Below are 17,373 nucleotides of genomic sequence, written 5' to 3' on the forward strand. Positions count from 1 at the left end.
GTTGCTGTTATCATACAGACAGCAGGAGCAGGATTCAGCTATTTACAATATGCTGAATATCACCTAGATTGTAAGATAAGATATTTTGCCATATCGAACGAAACTGCCCCATTGTTGAAGGAGGATTTTAAGTCTCATGGAAGTACATGTAAAACAAAATCAATCCCCGCGTGAACCCCAACAACATCGTGCACGTATGCTGATCTCGTGTCCAGATGGTCCGGGTATCGTGGCTGCCGTATCGCGTTTTTTGTATGAGCATGGCGCGAATATCGTACAGTCTGACCAGTATACGATGGACCCGGATGGCGGTATGTTTTTTATGCGTGTCGAATTTGACTTGCCGGAACTGGCACAGAATTTGCAGGCGCTGGAAGAGGACTTTTTAGAGATTGCCAACCGCTTTGGTATGACTTGGAATATCAATCAGGTTAGTCGCAAAAAACGCCTAGCCATCTTTGTTTCCAAAGAAGATCATTGTCTGGTGGAATTGTTATGGCACTGGCAAGCTGGCGATCTGGATGCGGAAATTGCTCTGGTTGTGAGCAATCACAATGATATGCGGAGTTATGTAGAATCGTTTGGCATTCCATTTCACCATATCCCAGTTACTGCCGATACGAAGCAGGAGGCAGAACGTCGTCAGCTGGAAGTGATTGGCGACGATATTGATGTGATCGTGCTGGCACGTTACATGCAGATCATTTCACCAACCTTTATTGAGCATTATCGCAACCGAATCATCAATATTCATCACTCGTTCTTGCCAGCATTTGTTGGCGGCAAGCCGTATGCACAAGCCTATGATCGTGGTGTGAAAATCATTGGTGCGACGGCTCACTATGTGACGGAGGAATTGGACGGAGGTCCAATCATCGAGCAGGACGTACAGCGCGTAAGCCACAGCGATAATGTCAACGAACTGAAACGCATCGGTCGCACGATTGAGCGTGTCGTACTGGCTCGTGCCGTGCAGTGGCATGTAGAGGATCGCATCTTGGTGCATCAGAATAAGACGGTTGTGTTTAACTGATCATTCTAACGAACCAAATGAGCAAAATGAATGAAATAGTATGGAGTATTAGAATGTCCACACAACCAATTCAAGTTATGGGTAAGATTAAAGGCTACTCTTCATAAGAGAGTAGCCTTTTTATTATTTCTATATTAAATGTTTTATAGCTATGTTGTTGTCTTCTTCTGTATTATCGCTGTGTATGTTGTTCAGGCGAATGTTATATCAAATGAGTTTGATCATAGATACATATTCAACTTGATGCAAAACGTTGTTATTTTTAACGTGCTGCTCATATTGAAATGATAAATTATACATGATGGTAGCGAAAATAGAACCATTCTATAATCAGCTGAACGAATACTCGATCAAAGCTGAATCTATACTCGTGGAAAGCTGAATCTATCATTGGCTGAAATGCATCGCCTGATCGTTTATCAACGTCTGCGCATCTGCAATCTACCAACCGCACCCAATACCAGCCCATATACCAGATGTCCAATTAGCCAGTACATATAAGCAGTTCCATCATTTACCGCAGGTACACGGTCTGACAGCATAGAGAGTGGGAAAAACAGCAGCGACGATGCTGCACCTAGCACTAATCCTGCCAGCCACGGATGAGACCAGCGTGTAATCCACCATCGAAACAATACGCCCAGCACCAGCGCAACAACTAGGTGCATGGTGAACTCTAACCATTCGGGCAACACATCTGGCAGCAGTGGAACAAAATCAACATTCAGCAATAATGTGTAGACCAGCACCCCCGTGACATGCTGAATCCATTTCAATACGAAGCCGAGCACGATGCCGCTGATCAACCCAGCAAGCAATCCTTCTTTAATAATCCGATGCAAAATGCAGCACTCCTCTTTTCGTATATGCGATATTGGGTATAAATACAGTGGAACAAAATAACGATATGGCAAACTGCCGAAACAAGTGTTACAATGGACGAAGGGTTAATAAGTCAAATTGAAAGACTCAAGGGGAATCATTTCATTTGGAATATATACGATCCTGAAATATACCACCTTGTTTCAAATGAGATACAACCTGAGCACCTCGCTTTACCAAGAAGAATGAGGAGGATTAACATGACTGACAAGAAACAAGAGCAAGAACAAAGCATCAACAAATCCGAAAACTCTAAAGTGGACAATCTGTCGATTTCCACCATTCGTACGCTTTCGATCGACGCGATCGAAAAAGCGAATTCTGGACACCCTGGTATGCCGATGGGCTCCGCTCCAATGGGCTACCAACTGTTCGCTAAAACGATGACACATAACCCGGCTAACCCAACTTGGGTCAACCGCGATCGTTTCGTGCTGTCCGCAGGTCACGGCTCCATGCTATTGTACAGCCTGTTGCACCTGTCCGGCTACGGTCTGGAAATGGATGAAATCAAACAATTCCGTCAATGGGGCAGTAAAACTCCAGGTCACCCAGAATTTGGTCACACTGCAGGTGTTGACGCAACAACTGGTCCTCTGGGTCAAGGTGTAGCGATGGCAGTAGGTATGGCACTCGCGGAATCCCATCTGGCTGCAACTTACAATAAAGGCAATGCCAATGTAATCGATCACTTTACCTATGCAATCTGTGGCGACGGCGACATGATGGAAGGCGTAGCAAGTGAAGCTGCTTCCATGGCAGGTCACATGAAACTGGGCAAACTGATCATGCTGTACGATTCCAACGATATTACGCTGGATGGTAAAGCAAACCTGTCCTTCTCCGAAAACGTAGAAGACCGTTACAAAGCTTATGGCTGGCAAGTGCTGCGCGTAGAAGACGGTAACGATCTGCCTGCAATCGAAGCTGCACTGGCAGAAGCGAAAGCAGACACTTCCCGTCCAACCCTGATCGAAGTGAAAACTGTGATCGGTTACGGTAGCCCGAACAAACAAGGTATCGGCGGTCACGGCGGTACGCACGGTTCCCCATTGGGTTCTGCAGAAGCGAAGCTGACCAAAGAAGCTTACGAGTGGACATACGAAGAAGATTTCTATGTACCAGACGAAGTTCGTGAACATTTTGCTAAAGTTAAAGAACGCGGCGTAGAAGCAAACAAAGCTTGGGACGACATGTTCGCTCAATACAAACAAGAAAACCCAGAACTGGCTGCTCAATTTGAGTCTGCATTCTCTGGTAACCTGGCAGATGGCTGGGATAAAGAACTGCCATTCTACAGCACAGAAGACAAAGCGGTATCGACACGCGTTGCTTCCGGTAATGCACTGAATGGTCTGATCAATGGTGTTCCTCAACTGGCAGGCGGTTCCGCTGACCTGGAGAGCTCCACAATGACTCACCTGAAAGGTCTGGACAACTTCACACCAGAAACTCGCGCTGGACGTAACATCTACTTCGGCGTACGTGAATTTGCAATGGCTGGCGCAATGAACGGTATTGCTCTGCATGGTGGTATCAAAGTATTCGGCGGTACGTTCTTCGTATTCACCGATTACCTGCGTCCGGCTGTACGTCTGGCTGCTCTGATGGGTCTGCCTGTAACGTATGTACTGACTCACGACAGTATCGCTGTCGGCGAAGATGGTCCTACGCATGAGCCGATCGAGCAACTGGCTTCCCTGCGTATCATCCCAGGTCTGACTACAATCCGTCCTGCGGATGGTAACGAGACTTCGGCTGCATGGGCACATGCTGTTGAGAACAAAGGCGGTCCAATCGCACTCGTACTGACTCGTCAAAACCTGCCAATCCTGCCAGGTACAGTAGACGGCGTACGCGAAAACATCAAAAAAGGTGCGTACGTAGTATCCGATGCGAAAGCGGGTCAACCAGTCGCTCAACTGATCGCTACAGGTTCCGAAGTGCAACTGGCTGTTAAAGCGCAAGAAGCACTCGCTTCCGAAGGCATCGAAGTTCGCGTAATCAGCATGCCAAGCTGGGAGCTGTTCGAGAAACAGGATCAAGCATACCGCGATTCCGTCCTGCTGCCTGATGTGAAACCACGTCTGGCGATCGAAATGGCACAAACCTTTGGTTGGGAACGTTATGTTGGCGACAAAGGCGCAATCCTGGGTATCACTACATTTGGTGCATCCGCTCCTGGCGATCGCGTAATCGCTGAGTACGGCTTCACAGTTGATAACGTGGTACAAAAAGTAAAAGGACTGCTGTCCTAATTTCATACAATCATGGCAATGGTGATTGCCGTACAGCAAATACCTTGCCATGAACAGAAAAGGTGCAGAGGTGGCCCGCGCCACCCTGCGCTTTTTTCTGATATGTTCGTAGCAAGTCCGTATCGAGAAAGAGATACTGTGAAACGATGATTATCAACCAAACGGGGAGCGGAATGATCAATGAGCCAATTGGAAAATGTAACGGTAGTCAAGCAAGCCAATGTATATTATGACGGTAAAGTAACGAGCCGAATTGTACTGCTACCCGACGGTAGTAAAGTGACACTCGGTATTATGCTAACGGGATCATACGAATTTGGTACAGATAGTCACGAGACGATGGAGATTCTAGCAGGTAAGCTGTCTGTTCTGCTACCAGGTAGTGACGAATGGCTGCATATCGACGGTCAAGCGACATTTGAAGTACCTGCGAATTCTAGCTTCAAGCTTGAAATCAGCACCGTTACGGATTACTGTTGCTCGTACGCTTAATACGTATTTAGCTTAGGATAGCCTTGATTAGAATGGCTTAGGCTTAGAATAGTTACACTTCGACCTATTGCCTGTTTTTAAGCTTCAGCAGCATTGCTAGTTTGCTGCCATAACATACATCATTGGCAGACGCTGATAACGACCGTTATACTGGCGTTTGGGTGAAATACATGTATTTCCGTACAGTTTCGTTTCTGCATCGTGTTGGGGAAATCCCAACCATTCATTTCAAGGGATATAGTTTCTGTAGGCTTGTGACCTGTATACGAAAGGGAGCAAGCAGACGAAGCGGGAACCGTACGGAAGTATAGTGACGTTTTTGATTGTCGCAACACCGGGTAAAGATATAGGTATGGTAAAAAGCTGCTGCCGGCACATCCAGAATCATTCCGCTCATTTCGACAGTAGCACACGTATCGTATCAACTGACAGCCCGTGGCAGATCGCTTGCATTGCGACAATCATGGCGTCATACTGAAAGACGGGTAAACCTGATCGGTACAGAGAATCTTTGCCGGCAGGATGTTGGATACAGAAACCACGTGTATCATGAATTCATTTTGGGAGGGTAACGATATTATGTCTAAAAAAGTGAAATTTGATTACAGCAAAGCTCTTTCTTTTGTCGCTCAACATGAAGTGGATTATTTTGCCGAGCCAATTCGTCTCGCACATGAACAACTGCACAACGGTACAGGCGCAGGTTCCGACTATCTGGGCTGGATCGACCTGCCAACAAACTATGACAAAGAAGAATTCGCCCGCATCCAAAAAGCGGCTGAAAAAATCAAAAGCGACTCCGAAGTACTGATCGTTATCGGTATCGGTGGTTCGTATCTGGGCGCGCGCGCAGCGATTGAGATGCTGACGCATTCCTTCTACAATGTACTGCCAAAAGACAAACGCAAAACGCCTGAAATTTACTTCGCTGGTAACAACATCAGCTCCACGTATGTGAACCACCTGCTGGAAGCAATTGAAGGCAAAGACTTCTCCGTAAACGTTATCTCCAAATCCGGTACAACGACTGAACCTGCGATTGCATTCCGCATTTTCCGTGCCGAGCTGGAGAAAAAATACGGCAAAGAAGAAGCGAAAAAACGCATCTATGCAACAACTGACCGTGCTAGAGGCGCGCTGAAAACACTGGCAGATGCTGAAGGCTACGAAAGCTTTATCATTCCTGACGATGTAGGCGGACGTTATTCCGTACTGACACCAGTAGGTCTGCTGCCAATCGCCGCAGCTGGCGTAGATATTCAAGAAATCATGGACGGTGCTGCTGCCGCTGCCAAAGAATACAGCAACCCAAATGTTGCCGAAAACGAAAGTTACCAATATGCAGCTGTGCGTAATGCACTGCATCGTAAAGGCAAAGCAATCGAAATTCTGGTGAACTATGAGCCATCCCTGCACTTCGTATCCGAATGGTGGAAACAGCTGTACGGCGAAAGTGAAGGCAAAGACTTTAAAGGAATCTTCCCAGCAGCTGTCGATTTCTCGACTGATCTGCACTCCATGGGTCAATTCATTCAGGATGGTAGCCGCAACATCTTCGAAACCGTTATTCAGGTTGAAGAAGTAGCAAGCCACATCACGATTGAAAAAGACGAAGACGATCTGGACGGCCTGAACTTCTTGGCTGGTAAAACACTGGACTTCGTTAACAAAAAAGCATTCCAAGGTACGCTGCTGGCGCATACTGACGGTCAAGTACCAAACCTGATCGTAAATATTCCAGATCAAACGCCATTCTCGTTTGGCTACCTTGTGTACTTCTTCGAGAAAGCTTGCGGAATCAGCGGCTACCTGTCCGGCGTGAATCCGTTTGACCAAGAAGGCGTAGAAGCATACAAAAAGAATATGTTTGCACTGCTCGGCAAACCGGGCTTTGAAAAACAAAAAGAAGAGCTGGAAGCACGTCTGTCCGAATAAGCGTGTAAACATTCTTCGCATCTCTGCAAAAGAAGCTGATTGAAAACTCTTTTCGAGGAAGCTACTTTTGATGTAAAATAGGATAAACTTCATGGAGAAAGCAGTTCTCTGGCCGAAGGGTCAGGGGGCTGCTTTCTTGATACCTAAATATGGTGTATGATATCTTTAGTAACTCGCATAGGAAAGGGACATCATGACAACGGATAAGCCGGAACGCTACAAAACGATAAAAGAAGCTGGAGCCAAGGGAATTGTGATTAAAAAGTCACGTTTTATTGGTCACTCCAAACCGGTGGCAACCGAAGAAGAAGCGCTTGAATTTATCGAGAGCATCAAAAAGCAACATTGGAACGCCACCCATAACTGTTCTGCCTATCTGATCGGCTCACGGGGTGAGATTCAGCGCCAATCCGATGACGGAGAGCCAAGCGGTACAGCGGGCAAGCCTATTTTGGAGGTGATCAAACATCAGGGGTTGCAGGATATCGCCATTGTGGTTACGCGTTATTTTGGCGGTATTATGCTAGGAGCAGGCGGGCTGATTCGTGCCTATACGGACGGGGCGGTTGCTGCTATTGAAGCCGGACAGTCGATCACCAATGTGCTTCATCAGGAAGTGCTGGTTGAGATTGAATACACATGGCTGGGCAAATTGGAGAATGAATTGCGCAATCGCGGCATTGTGATGGGCGATACAGAATTTACGGATAAGGTGATTTTGCATTGCTTGCCGGTTGCTAGTGAGGCAGAGGCATTTCAGGCGTGGATGACTGATTTGACCCAAGGACAGGCAGAGATTATGCCGGGAGAACAGCACTATTTGATTGAACAGGATTAGGATGATGACATATTCCATACAGGGAATGCGACGAACGGAAGACCGGTATGCCTTTGGGGTTGGCAATCCGGCACAATAGCAGATGATGGATCTGCTGATGGTCCAGACCGTTACACAGTCGCAAGCCCGTTAGGCCAAATGCTTGCTTGAAGGGGAATCACACTATGGCGCGTAGAGCGGTTGAGCAGGAGTTATCAAGAGAGAGAATTTTGGAGGCAGCTAGGCATCTGTTTGTGACCAAAGGTTACCGCGCAATCTCGATGCGGAGTATCGGTCAACATCTCGGATATAGCCACGGTTCGCTATATTATCATTTCAAGGAAAAAGCGGAGTTGTTTTATGCCATTGTGATGGAGGATTTTGACCATCTTTGTCAGTTGCTGATTCAGGTCAAAGAAGCACCAGACACAGGCGACAACAATCAGGTAGAACGTTTGCTACTGGAATTTATCCGTTTTGGGCTGAATAATGCCCACCAGTATGAAATTATGTTTATGATTCGCGATGAAGAGCTGTTGAGCTATTGTCGTGCTGAACAAGCGCGATGTTTTGAGGTGTTCGCCTCGATCGTACGTCAGCAGATGGATCTGAACGAGCATTCGCTGGAAGCGATGCATACCGTACCGCTAAGCTTGTTTTTATCGATTCTGGGTTTTATTTCATATTATATTCAGGATCGCGTGAGCTTTGAGGAAGTGGAAGCGGCAGCGGTAGCGCATGTAAAGACCTTGTGCCGGGTATTGTAACCACACAGACCATTCTAGCCTACATGGACGATACAACCGATCCTTACCGAGGTGCAACACCGTAACCGTATCATGGATATAACTGAATACTGGAGCAAAGGATGAAGTACGTGCGTCGATATGCTTTAAGGCTTTCCCCTGTCAAAACGTTGAATCCCTATAGCGGGAGTAGACGGGGGGAGCATCTGCCTGTAGATACTCATATGTGGGAATACGATCAAAGGCGGCTTACCTGATACAGCATGATCAGGAAGCCGCCTTTTTGGTTATCCTTTTTTACCTAATAATTAACCCGCCATAATTTTGATCAAATATTGACGCTGGCGTGGGCCGTCAAATTCGCAGAAATAGATGCCTTGCCAGCGACCGAGTAGCAGCTTGCCATCATGGATGATGACCGTTTGCGATGGACCGGTGGTGATGGATTTGAGATGGGAGGCAGTATTACCTTCCATATGGCGATATTTTGGATGCTCCCACGGATATACTTCGTCCAGACGCATCAATACATCATGCTTAACATCAGGATCGGCATTTTCATTGATGGCGATGCCTGCGGTGGTATGTGGGCAATAAATCAGAACGGTTCCTTCCTGCACGCCACTGCGGCTGACTACTGCGGCAACCTCGCGTGTAATATCTCTCATCTCGTCGCGCTTTCCGGTGGATAATTGCATCGTTTCCAACATGATGATCCCTCTTTCGCTACTTTTTTTCAGTGTGGTGGTTACACTGCTGCCGAATGCACACAAATGACGGCAAACGGACGTATTGAAGACATTTTCTGCTTGTATATTACCCGATTTTATAGCAATGTATGTCATCTTTGAAGGAAGAAGCAGTTTTCCAACAGTGACAAAACATAATTCCAGACCCCTTGCCGAATGAGTGGAAAAGCGCGCAAAAAGGGCGTTTTGACAGTCTTTTTCGCCATGAAAACGTCAAAATTATAGCCATCGCAAAGGACTATTAATCATTTTGACAAAAAGTATGACAGTTGTTGACGCTAATGTGTCCATTTTGCTAAAGTATGGCTAAGATTTAAATCCAAGTATACGAATAGGAATAAAGGTTAAAAGAGCATTGAGCGATATACAGAGAATGGGATGAGTGACATGGAGCATATACTGTAACGTCGCTTGATAGGGTGAAATGATGAGAGATTCCACGTATTGTTTCTAGGTATGATCTGATCTATGGTTACTATCCATTGTAAGAGTTATCTATTGGCAATGAATAATCGCAATACAACAGGGAACAGGCAAAGGAGTCATAGCGTGAATAACACAATTATTCGACACAAAGGATGGACTTGGGGATTTCGTTCCACCGTTCTGCTGTACTTTTTGATCTTGATTGTGCTGCCGATCGCTGGCGTGTATGTGAATTCGTTATCGGACGGCTGGTCAGCTTTTTTGGAAAATATCAGTGATCCGATCGCTTGGAAAGCAGTGCTGTTAACGCTGAAGCTGGCGCTGATAGCCACCTTGATCAATGCGGTGATTGGCACGATGGCGGCTTGGGTTCTCGTGCGATACGATTTTCTAGGCAAATCGCTGCTAAACAGTATGGTCGATCTGCCGTTTGCCTTGCCAACAGCGGTCGGCGGTTTGATGATTCTCGTACTGCTCGGTCCGCGTAGTCTCGTTGGTCAGGCAGCAGCATCACTCGGATTGGATCTGGTATTTCATCAGCCGGCCATTATTGTTGCCATGGTATTCGTTACCTTTCCGTTTGTGATTCGGGCCATTCAGCCATTGCTGGAGGAGTTGGATACGTCGGCAGAGGAAGCGTCGTATACGCTGGGTGCCTCGAAAGCACGGACATTTTTTAATGTCATATTGCCGGCGATGATGCCGGGGATACTGAGCGGCGGGATGCTGGCATTTTCCAGAGCGCTTGCTGAATTTGGGGCAGTCGTACTGGTAGCTGGCAATATCCCTGGACGTACGCTAACCGCTTCGGTTTATATTTTCAGTGAAGTGGAGAGTGACAATGAAGCGGGAGCAGCAGCGGTCTCGATTATGCTGCTGACCTTGTCCTTCTTGATCCTGTGGCTGATCAATCTGGTGCAGACGAGGAGGGACGCCAAATGAGACGATTATGGATTACACTCACATGGCTGGTATTCAGCATTCTGATTCTGATTCCGCTAATTGTGCTGGCAACCGGCGCATTCAGTGATGGTGCGGGTGGATTCATCGCCGCCTTGAGCCGTCCAGAGGCGCTGCATGCACTCAAAATGACAGGATTGATCGTGCTGGTCGTAACGCTGCTGAACGGGTTGTTCGGTATTATGATGGGCATTTATCTCGTACGGGCGAATTGGCTTAGTCTACGGCTGCGGCAGCTCTTTAATAGCATTGTCGATCTGCCATATGCGGTATCGCCAGTAATCGGCGGTTTGATGATCGTATTGCTGCTCGGACCGGATACGGTGGTCGGTGCTTTTTTTGAACAGATCGGCTTCAAGGTTGTGTATGCTTTTCCGGGTATGGTGATCGCTACGCTGTTTGTGACGTTTCCCTTGATGGTGCGTGAAGTGATGCCAGTGCTGCAAGAGATCGGCACCGATCAGGAGCAGGCAGCATCAACGCTGGGGGCATATAGCTGGAGAACCTTTTGGCAGGTCACTTGGCCGTCGATTCGTTGGGCGGTCATCTATGGAACGATATTGACGGTGGCGCGCTCACTGGGCGAATTTGGCGCAGTGCTGGTCGTATCGGGCAATATTATCAACAAGACACAAACGGCGACAACGCTGGTGTATCAGGATATGGAAAACTTTAACGTGACTGCTGCCAATGGTGTGGCACTGGTGCTGGCGGTATTCTCCATTGCCCTACTGCTGCTCATGGAACGCGCGAAGAAACGAAAGGAAGTGCACTGACATGCATATCGAGGTCCGGCATTTGGATAAGCATTTTGGCAAATTTCATGCGGTAAAGGATGTTAGTTTCTCCATAGAAAAAGGTCATCTGATCGGTCTGCTTGGTCCGAGTGGTGGCGGAAAAACATCGATTCTGCGTATTCTGGCGGGCTTGGAGTCACCGGACAGCGGGGAGATTATATTTCATGGCAAGAAGGTCAACAATTTGCCACCACAAGAGCGCGAAATCGGCTTTGTGTTTCAAAACTATGCGTTGTTCAAGCATATGACGGTATTTGATAATATCGCCTTTGGCTTGAAGGTCAAAAAGCTGAAAAAGCCCGCAATTCGCGAGCGGGTGCAAGAATTGGTGGAACTAACCGGATTGTCCGGCTTTGAGCATCGGTATCCGCATCAGCTATCTGGCGGACAGCGGCAGCGGGTAGCATTTGCCCGGGCGCTAGCACCAGAGCCGCAGCTACTGCTACTGGATGAACCATTTGCCGCGATTGATGCCAAAATTCGGCAGGAACTGCGCACATGGCTACGTGAGCTGATTGAGCGGGTAGGCATCACCTCAATCTTCGTCACCCATGATCAGGATGAAGCGATCGAGGTAGCGGATGAGATTATGATTATTAACGGTGGACGTGTGGAGCAGAAGGGTACGCCGTGGGAAATTTACAAACAACCGTCCACGCCGTTTGTCGCTTCTTTTGTCGGGGAGTCCACAACGGTTGATGAGATTACGCAGCTCAAGGGCTTTGATCATCAGGTAAATAACAATGTTGCGCGTGCTCTCATTCGTCCTGAATATATCGAGGTTGGGCAAGCAAGCGAATTCCGTCTGCTATCGGCGACAGAGCAGGGCGTAGTGCGACATATGCACTTCCGCGGTAGCCAATGGATGGTAGAGGTAGAGGTAGGGTCGAACCGCTTGATCACGTATCGCTCCTTGGAAAAGGAAACGCTGGAGGTTGGACAGGATGTGCATGTACTAATCCACCGCGCGTATCTGTTTAACGATCAAGAAAGCTGGATTGCCGAAAACTCACTCAAAGCGGACAATGTATCGATGTTTATCTAGAAAGCCGAAGGAGGAATCCGGCATGCAATCCACACAAACAAGCAAGAGCCGGCGTGCATACAGCAGCGGGCTACTGGCAGTCGTTCTGCTACTCAGTGTGCTGTTGTCCGCCTGCGGCAATGGGGATACCAATCAGCAACAAGCTTCCGCTGCTTCATCCACGGATGGCGATGTGACGCTGGTGATCGGTGCGTATAGCGTCGCTAAAGATGCAGTCGGTGAGATTTTGCCCAAGTTTCAGGCATACTGGAAAGAGAAAACAGGGCAGAACGTTAATGTTCAGGAATCATATGAAGCGTCTGGTACGCAGGCACGTGCTATCGCTGGTGGGTTTGAGGCTGACGTGGCGATTCTGTCGCTGGAAGGCGATATCGACAAGCTGGTCAAAGCCGGTCTGGTTAAAGATAGCTGGCAAGAGAAGCCGTATCATGGCATGATCACTCGCTCGGTTGTCGTACTCGGTACACGTAAGGGCAATCCGCTTGGGATTCACAGTTTTCAGGATTTGGCTCGTCCCGGTGTGAAGGTGCTGTATCCCAATCCCAAAACCTCCGGTGGTGCGCAATGGGATATTAACGCCATTTATGGTGCAGGGTTGAAGCAATCCGAACGCACGGAAGGGAAAAAAGATCCGGCAGCAGCCAAAGCATTTCTAGCAGCTGTGCATCAAAATATCGAATCGCTCGATAAAAGCGGTCGTGCCTCGATGGCGGCATTTGAATATGGGGTAGGCGATGTGATCGTAACGTACGAAAACGAATTGCTGGCGCGTATGGCAAAAGGCGCACCATATGATCTGGTGATTCCCGATGATACGATTCAGATTGAGAATCCGGCGGCAGTCGTCGACTCGTACGTTGACAAGCATGGTACACGCAAAGTAGCAGAAGCCTTTCTAAATTACTTGTACACACCTGAGGCACAGGAGATCTTTGCCAAGCATGGATTCCGTCCAGTCGATGAACAGGTATTTAAAAAACATGCTGCTGAGTATCCGATTCCGTCTGGTCTATTTGATATTAATTATTTGGGCGGCTGGGATAATGTACGGAGTACGCTATATTCCAAGCGTGGCATCTGGTATCAGGTGTTGGCAGGTATTTGATAATAAAGGGAAAAGCACAATTTGTCGCTTTTCCCTTATTTTATTAGATGATCCAAAAAAACAATGGTTCAAATTGTTTATTTCTTCTGGGAACTTCGATTGAGTGGATACCGGAAATGACAGGAAAATGGTATACTTTAACGTATCATCACATGGATATAAATAACTATACTCATATAAACAGCCTGAATTTTCCTGTTCGCGATTACGGCACCATCAGGCGCAAGGAGAGAAGATTGAATGAACGGACGCATAGTGGATCGACTAACGTTTTTGGGCACCGGAGATGCGATGGGAGTTCCCAGAGTGTACTGCGATTGCCAAGTATGTGAAGAAGCGAGGAGCGGCGGTAGCAACCGTAGACTGCGTTCATCGGTATTGATTGAAAGTATGGAAGGCGACTTCCTGATCGACTGCGGTCCTGACTGGCGTTTGCAAATGGAAATGATCAATCGGCGCGCAGATATTGCTAGTATTGTGATTACACATGCGCATTTTGACCATATTGCCGGTTTGCCGGAATGGGCGGATGCTTGTCGCTGGCAAAAGATCAAAGGACGGGTATTTGCACCACAGGAGGTGCTGGACCTAATTCAGCGTCAGTATCCGTGGATCGTCAATCATCTAGAACTGATTGCAAACGATGAAGGCATGACATTAAGCGGCTGGAAGATCCAACCGTGGAAAGTCCATCATGGCCACAATGGTTATTCCTATGCCTATCGTTTGGAGAAACATGATTTTAGCTGGGTCTATTGCCCAGATGCCATCGGCATGACCGAGGAACAGAAGCGTCCGCTGGACCGACTGGATCTGCTGGTGCTGGGAACAAGCTATGTGCATGAGGAAGCATTGTACGAATCGCGTTCTGTCTATGATATGAAGGAAGCGGAAGCATTGATTGATGAAGTGGCACCGATTCAAACGATCTTTACACATATGTCACATGGAGTAGATGTACGCCAATCCTTTGAATTACCAGTCGGAACCACTACCGCTCGTACAGGTATGACGACGGATCTGGGGAATTATACGGCATTGCTGTCAGATGATTAATCGTATACTTTGATAGGCTGTCTACATGCTGTAAGATGACTTGTGAAACAAGAAGTGCGAAAAACAGCGCAAAAGAAAGAAAAACGTCGTTTTTTGCTTTTGTGCTCATAACATGTATTGTTTAAAATGAGAAACCGGTATCGTTGGATACCGGTTTCTTTGCATTTTTCTGATCATTATTTATAGTAAAAGCGGAATTTATATGGATATACGGTAGGATTATGTAGTTTTACGTAGTCAGCTTTTAACATTAGAAAAAATGTCATTATTCCTAACAATACATGATTAAAAATGGATATTTGATACATACGAAAGGAGGAAAAGGATGATAACCTTCCATGAAGTTAACAAGTATTATGGTGACTTTCAAGTTTTGACTGGTATTAATCTGCATGTAGAATCGGGCGAGGTCGTTGTAGTATTGGGTCCTTCTGGTTCCGGTAAAAGTACGATGCTGCGCTGTATCAACCGTTTGGAAGAAACGAGCAGCGGACAGCTGACCGTCAACGGTGTTCGAGTCGATGAGCGCAAAACCGATCTGAACAAATTACGCCGCAATATTGGTATGGTATTCCAACACTTTAACCTGTACCCGCACAAAAAGGTGATCGACAACATCACGCTGGCTCCTATCAAGGCACTCGGCGTATCCAAATCCGAAGCCCACGATACAGCCATGCACTACCTGGAAAAAGTCGGCATCGCTGACAAGGCACAATCCTATCCTTCCCAACTGTCTGGTGGTCAACAGCAGCGCGTCGCCATCGCCCGTGGCTTGGCAATGAAGCCGCAAATTATGCTGTTCGATGAACCAACCTCCGCTCTTGACCCTGAAATGGTCGGCGAAGTGCTGGACGTTATGAAAAACCTCGCTCGTGAAGGTATGACGATGGTTGTCGTTACTCACGAAATGGGCTTCGCCCGCGAAGTTGCCGACCGCGTCGTATTCATGGATCAGGGGAAAATTATCGAAGAAGCACCACCCGAGCAATTTTTCTCCGCCCCAGCCGAAGAACGCGCCCAACTGTTCCTAAGCCGCTTGTTAAACCATTAATTTCAAAACGCATAATACTAGTTATCTACTGATCCCGTTCACTGCAATCTTTATTCATACCTGACAGACAATTGCAATGAAAGTTCGCGGATAACTATTCAATGAGCGATATGCTTATTGTTCTCTAACCTATTCAACACACTTAACATCCAACATACGATTCAAATCTAAATTCAAACCGAAACCTAACGGTTACACCACCCAGAGTGGCAGTTACATAAAATCTCTCCAACTGCTCCACTCCCAACAATGTACGTTTCGGAAGGATGGACTTGGCAGCACGAAACGACAATCCTTTTCCAAAGCGGACCCTGCCAGAACACCCTAATCCGCAAACGTACAAACCAAAAACAACTATTAAGGAGACCAATTCCATGAACAAAAAAAGATTCTCTTTTCTGTTAATCTGTATGATCTCCCTCGTTACAATCCTTGGCGCTTGCAGCACAACTACAGCACCATCTGCCAGTACAGGAACGGACGGCAGTGCACAAAGTGCGAGTTCCCAGCTGGACCAAATCAAGCAGCGTGATAAGCTGATTGTCGGCGTGAAATATGATACGAAGCTGTTCGGTCTGAAAGATCCAGCATCCGGTAATGTTGAAGGCTTTGACGTCGACATGGCACATGCTCTGGCGAAAAGCATCCTTGGTGACGAAAGCAAAGTAGAGCTGAAAGAAGTAACATCCAAAACGCGTATCCCGATGCTGAACAACGGCGATGTGGATATGGTAATCGCGACGATGACGATCACAGACGAGCGTAAAAAAGAAGTCGATTTCTCTGATGTGTACTTCCAAGCTGGTCAATCTCTGCTCGTGAAAAAAGGTAGCCCGATTACAGGCATTCAGGATGTAACAGCGGATACAACAATTTTGGCAGCAAAAGGCGCAACATCGATCAAAAACATCGAAGCCAAAGTACCAGGCGTGAAAGTACTCGAATATGATAACTATCAAGATGCGTTTAACGCATTGAAAGCAGGTCAAGGCGATGCGCTGACTACGGACGATGCTATTCTGTACGGTATGGCTGCACAGGACCCGAACTATGAAGTAGTGGGTGAGCCATTTACAGATGAGCCATACGGTATCGCTGTGAAAAAAGGTCAAACTGCACTCGTTGAAGCAATCAACAAAGGTCTGACTGATATGAAAGCAGACGGTTCTTACAACGAAACATACAAAAAATGGATTGGTAAAGAGCCTGCTAGCAATTAATGCAGTGCTTTGAAGGACTGACTTGTTGCATATGAAGTACACGTTTTGAACGATCATAGATATAGAGGGTGGGCTGCCACGCCCATCCTTTTTACTTCAAAGGAGGGATAAAGGATGATCGATTTCTCGATCCTGACGGATTATTTTCCCTATTATATGGAGGGCTTTCTGAATACGATTAAGGCGAGTGTAATTGCATTGATTGCCAGCTTTGTACTCGGAACCATTCTGGCGATATTCCGCATTACTGGTATTAAGCCCTTGCAGTGGATCGGAACAGCGTATGTGGAATTTGTGCGCAATATTCCGCTGCTCATTATTGTATTCTTTTTCTGGTATGCACTGCCTACGTTTGGTATGCGACTGGATGGATTTCAGGCAGGTACGGTCGGTTTATCCGTCTATACCGCTGCTTTTATCGCAGAAGCGATTCGTGCGGGTATTCAATCCGTGCCCAAAGGTCAGATGGAGGCAGCACGTTCGTCAGGTATGAGCTATGTACAGACGATGATCCATGTTATTTTGCCACAGGCGATCAAGCTAGTGATTCCGCCACTGAGCAATCAATTTATCAATCTGATCAAAAACTCGTCCGTGCTGACCGTCGTAGCTGGGTTGGATCTGATGTACTTTGCCGACAAAGTAAACGGTGATTCGTATGCGACGGTAAGTGCATATATTTTTGCGGGTATGTTTTATCTGATTTTGACGCTGCCAATGAGCTACGGTTCCTACATGCTGGAGCGCAAACTGGCGAAAAGCTCATAACGCTTATAGCTTTTTTAAAGCTTAAAAGCT

16 protein-coding genes are annotated in these 17,373 nt (G+C 47.0%); 14 read left to right on the plus strand and 2 right to left on the minus strand.

Going from position 1 to position 17,373, the window contains the following annotated elements:
* Positions 1-136 precede the first annotated feature (136 nt).
* Positions 137-1,033, plus strand: coding sequence for a formyltetrahydrofolate deformylase (gene purU / locus ABXR35_RS02295; protein ID WP_367054865.1), 897 nt, complete (start codon positions 137-139; stop codon positions 1,031-1,033).
* A 419-nt stretch (positions 1,034-1,452) separates the two neighbouring features.
* Here purU and ABXR35_RS02300 read toward each other — a convergent pair whose 3' ends face one another.
* Positions 1,453-1,875, minus strand: a complete 423-nt coding sequence (locus ABXR35_RS02300; protein ID WP_367054868.1) for a hypothetical protein — start codon at positions 1,873-1,875, stop codon at positions 1,453-1,455.
* A 240-nt stretch (positions 1,876-2,115) separates the two neighbouring features.
* Between ABXR35_RS02300 and tkt the strand changes: the two genes are divergently transcribed.
* The 5 genes from tkt (at position 2,116) to ABXR35_RS02325 (ending at position 8,184) form a co-directional block, all read left to right on the plus strand.
* Positions 2,116-4,173, plus strand: a complete 2,058-nt coding sequence (tkt, locus tag ABXR35_RS02305; protein WP_367054871.1) for a transketolase — start codon at positions 2,116-2,118, stop codon at positions 4,171-4,173.
* A 180-nt stretch (positions 4,174-4,353) separates the two neighbouring features.
* The gene (ppnP, locus tag ABXR35_RS02310; RefSeq protein ID WP_367054874.1) at positions 4,354-4,665 is read left to right on the plus strand and encodes a pyrimidine/purine nucleoside phosphorylase; all 312 of its coding nucleotides are present in this window, start codon (positions 4,354-4,356) and stop codon (positions 4,663-4,665) included.
* 579 nt (positions 4,666-5,244) lie between these two features.
* Positions 5,245-6,600, plus strand: a complete 1,356-nt coding sequence (locus ABXR35_RS02315) for a glucose-6-phosphate isomerase (protein WP_367054877.1) — start codon at positions 5,245-5,247, stop codon at positions 6,598-6,600.
* 193 nt (positions 6,601-6,793) lie between these two features.
* On the plus strand, positions 6,794-7,438 hold the full coding sequence (locus ABXR35_RS02320) for a YigZ family protein (protein ID WP_367054880.1): 645 nt from the start codon (positions 6,794-6,796) through the stop codon (positions 7,436-7,438).
* Positions 7,439-7,602: 164 nt separating this feature from the next.
* Positions 7,603-8,184 carry a TetR/AcrR family transcriptional regulator gene (locus ABXR35_RS02325; protein WP_367054883.1) on the plus strand — a complete coding sequence of 194 codons (582 nt, stop codon included), beginning with the start codon at positions 7,603-7,605 and terminating at the stop codon, positions 8,182-8,184.
* Between the two features lie 287 nt (positions 8,185-8,471).
* On the opposite strand, the gene ABXR35_RS02330 is transcribed toward ABXR35_RS02325, so the two are convergent.
* Positions 8,472-8,873, minus strand: coding sequence for a secondary thiamine-phosphate synthase enzyme YjbQ (locus ABXR35_RS02330; RefSeq protein ID WP_367054886.1), 402 nt, complete (start codon positions 8,871-8,873; stop codon positions 8,472-8,474).
* Between the two features lie 543 nt (positions 8,874-9,416).
* On the opposite strand from ABXR35_RS02330, the gene cysT reads away from it, so the two are divergent.
* The 8 genes from cysT to ABXR35_RS02370 all read left to right on the plus strand — a co-directional run bounded on the left by cysT (position 9,417) and on the right by ABXR35_RS02370 (position 17,343).
* Positions 9,417-10,280 (plus strand): sulfate ABC transporter permease subunit CysT, encoded by an 864-nt coding sequence (gene cysT, locus ABXR35_RS02335; protein ID WP_367054889.1) that lies wholly within the window; start codon positions 9,417-9,419, stop codon positions 10,278-10,280.
* Positions 10,277-11,074, plus strand: a complete 798-nt coding sequence (locus ABXR35_RS02340; RefSeq protein WP_367054892.1) for a sulfate ABC transporter permease subunit — start codon at positions 10,277-10,279, stop codon at positions 11,072-11,074. The genes cysT and ABXR35_RS02340 overlap by 4 nt, the downstream gene beginning before the upstream one ends.
* A 1-nt stretch (position 11,075) precedes the next feature.
* Complete coding sequence (locus ABXR35_RS02345; RefSeq protein WP_367054895.1) at positions 11,076-12,140, plus strand: sulfate/molybdate ABC transporter ATP-binding protein; 1,065 nt, start codon at positions 11,076-11,078, stop codon at positions 12,138-12,140.
* Between the two features lie 22 nt (positions 12,141-12,162).
* The gene (locus ABXR35_RS02350; protein ID WP_367054898.1) at positions 12,163-13,245 is read left to right on the plus strand and encodes a sulfate ABC transporter substrate-binding protein; all 1,083 of its coding nucleotides are present in this window, start codon (positions 12,163-12,165) and stop codon (positions 13,243-13,245) included.
* Between the two features lie 240 nt (positions 13,246-13,485).
* Entirely contained in the window at positions 13,486-14,301 is an 816-nt protein-coding gene (locus ABXR35_RS02355; protein ID WP_367054901.1) for an MBL fold metallo-hydrolase, read from the plus strand.
* 325 nt (positions 14,302-14,626) lie between these two features.
* Positions 14,627-15,355 carry an amino acid ABC transporter ATP-binding protein gene (locus ABXR35_RS02360; RefSeq protein ID WP_367054904.1) on the plus strand — a complete coding sequence of 243 codons (729 nt, stop codon included), beginning with the start codon at positions 14,627-14,629 and terminating at the stop codon, positions 15,353-15,355.
* 374 nt (positions 15,356-15,729) lie between these two features.
* Positions 15,730-16,575, plus strand: a complete 846-nt coding sequence (locus ABXR35_RS02365; RefSeq protein WP_367054907.1) for a glutamate ABC transporter substrate-binding protein — start codon at positions 15,730-15,732, stop codon at positions 16,573-16,575.
* 114 nt (positions 16,576-16,689) lie between these two features.
* Complete coding sequence (locus tag ABXR35_RS02370) at positions 16,690-17,343, plus strand: amino acid ABC transporter permease (protein ID WP_367054910.1); 654 nt, start codon at positions 16,690-16,692, stop codon at positions 17,341-17,343.
* The last annotated feature ends 30 nt before the right edge of the window (positions 17,344-17,373 follow it).

This window comes from Paenibacillus sp. JQZ6Y-1 (assembly GCF_040719145.1).
Lineage (GTDB): Bacteria > Bacillota > Bacilli > Paenibacillales > Paenibacillaceae > Saccharibacillus > Saccharibacillus kandeliae.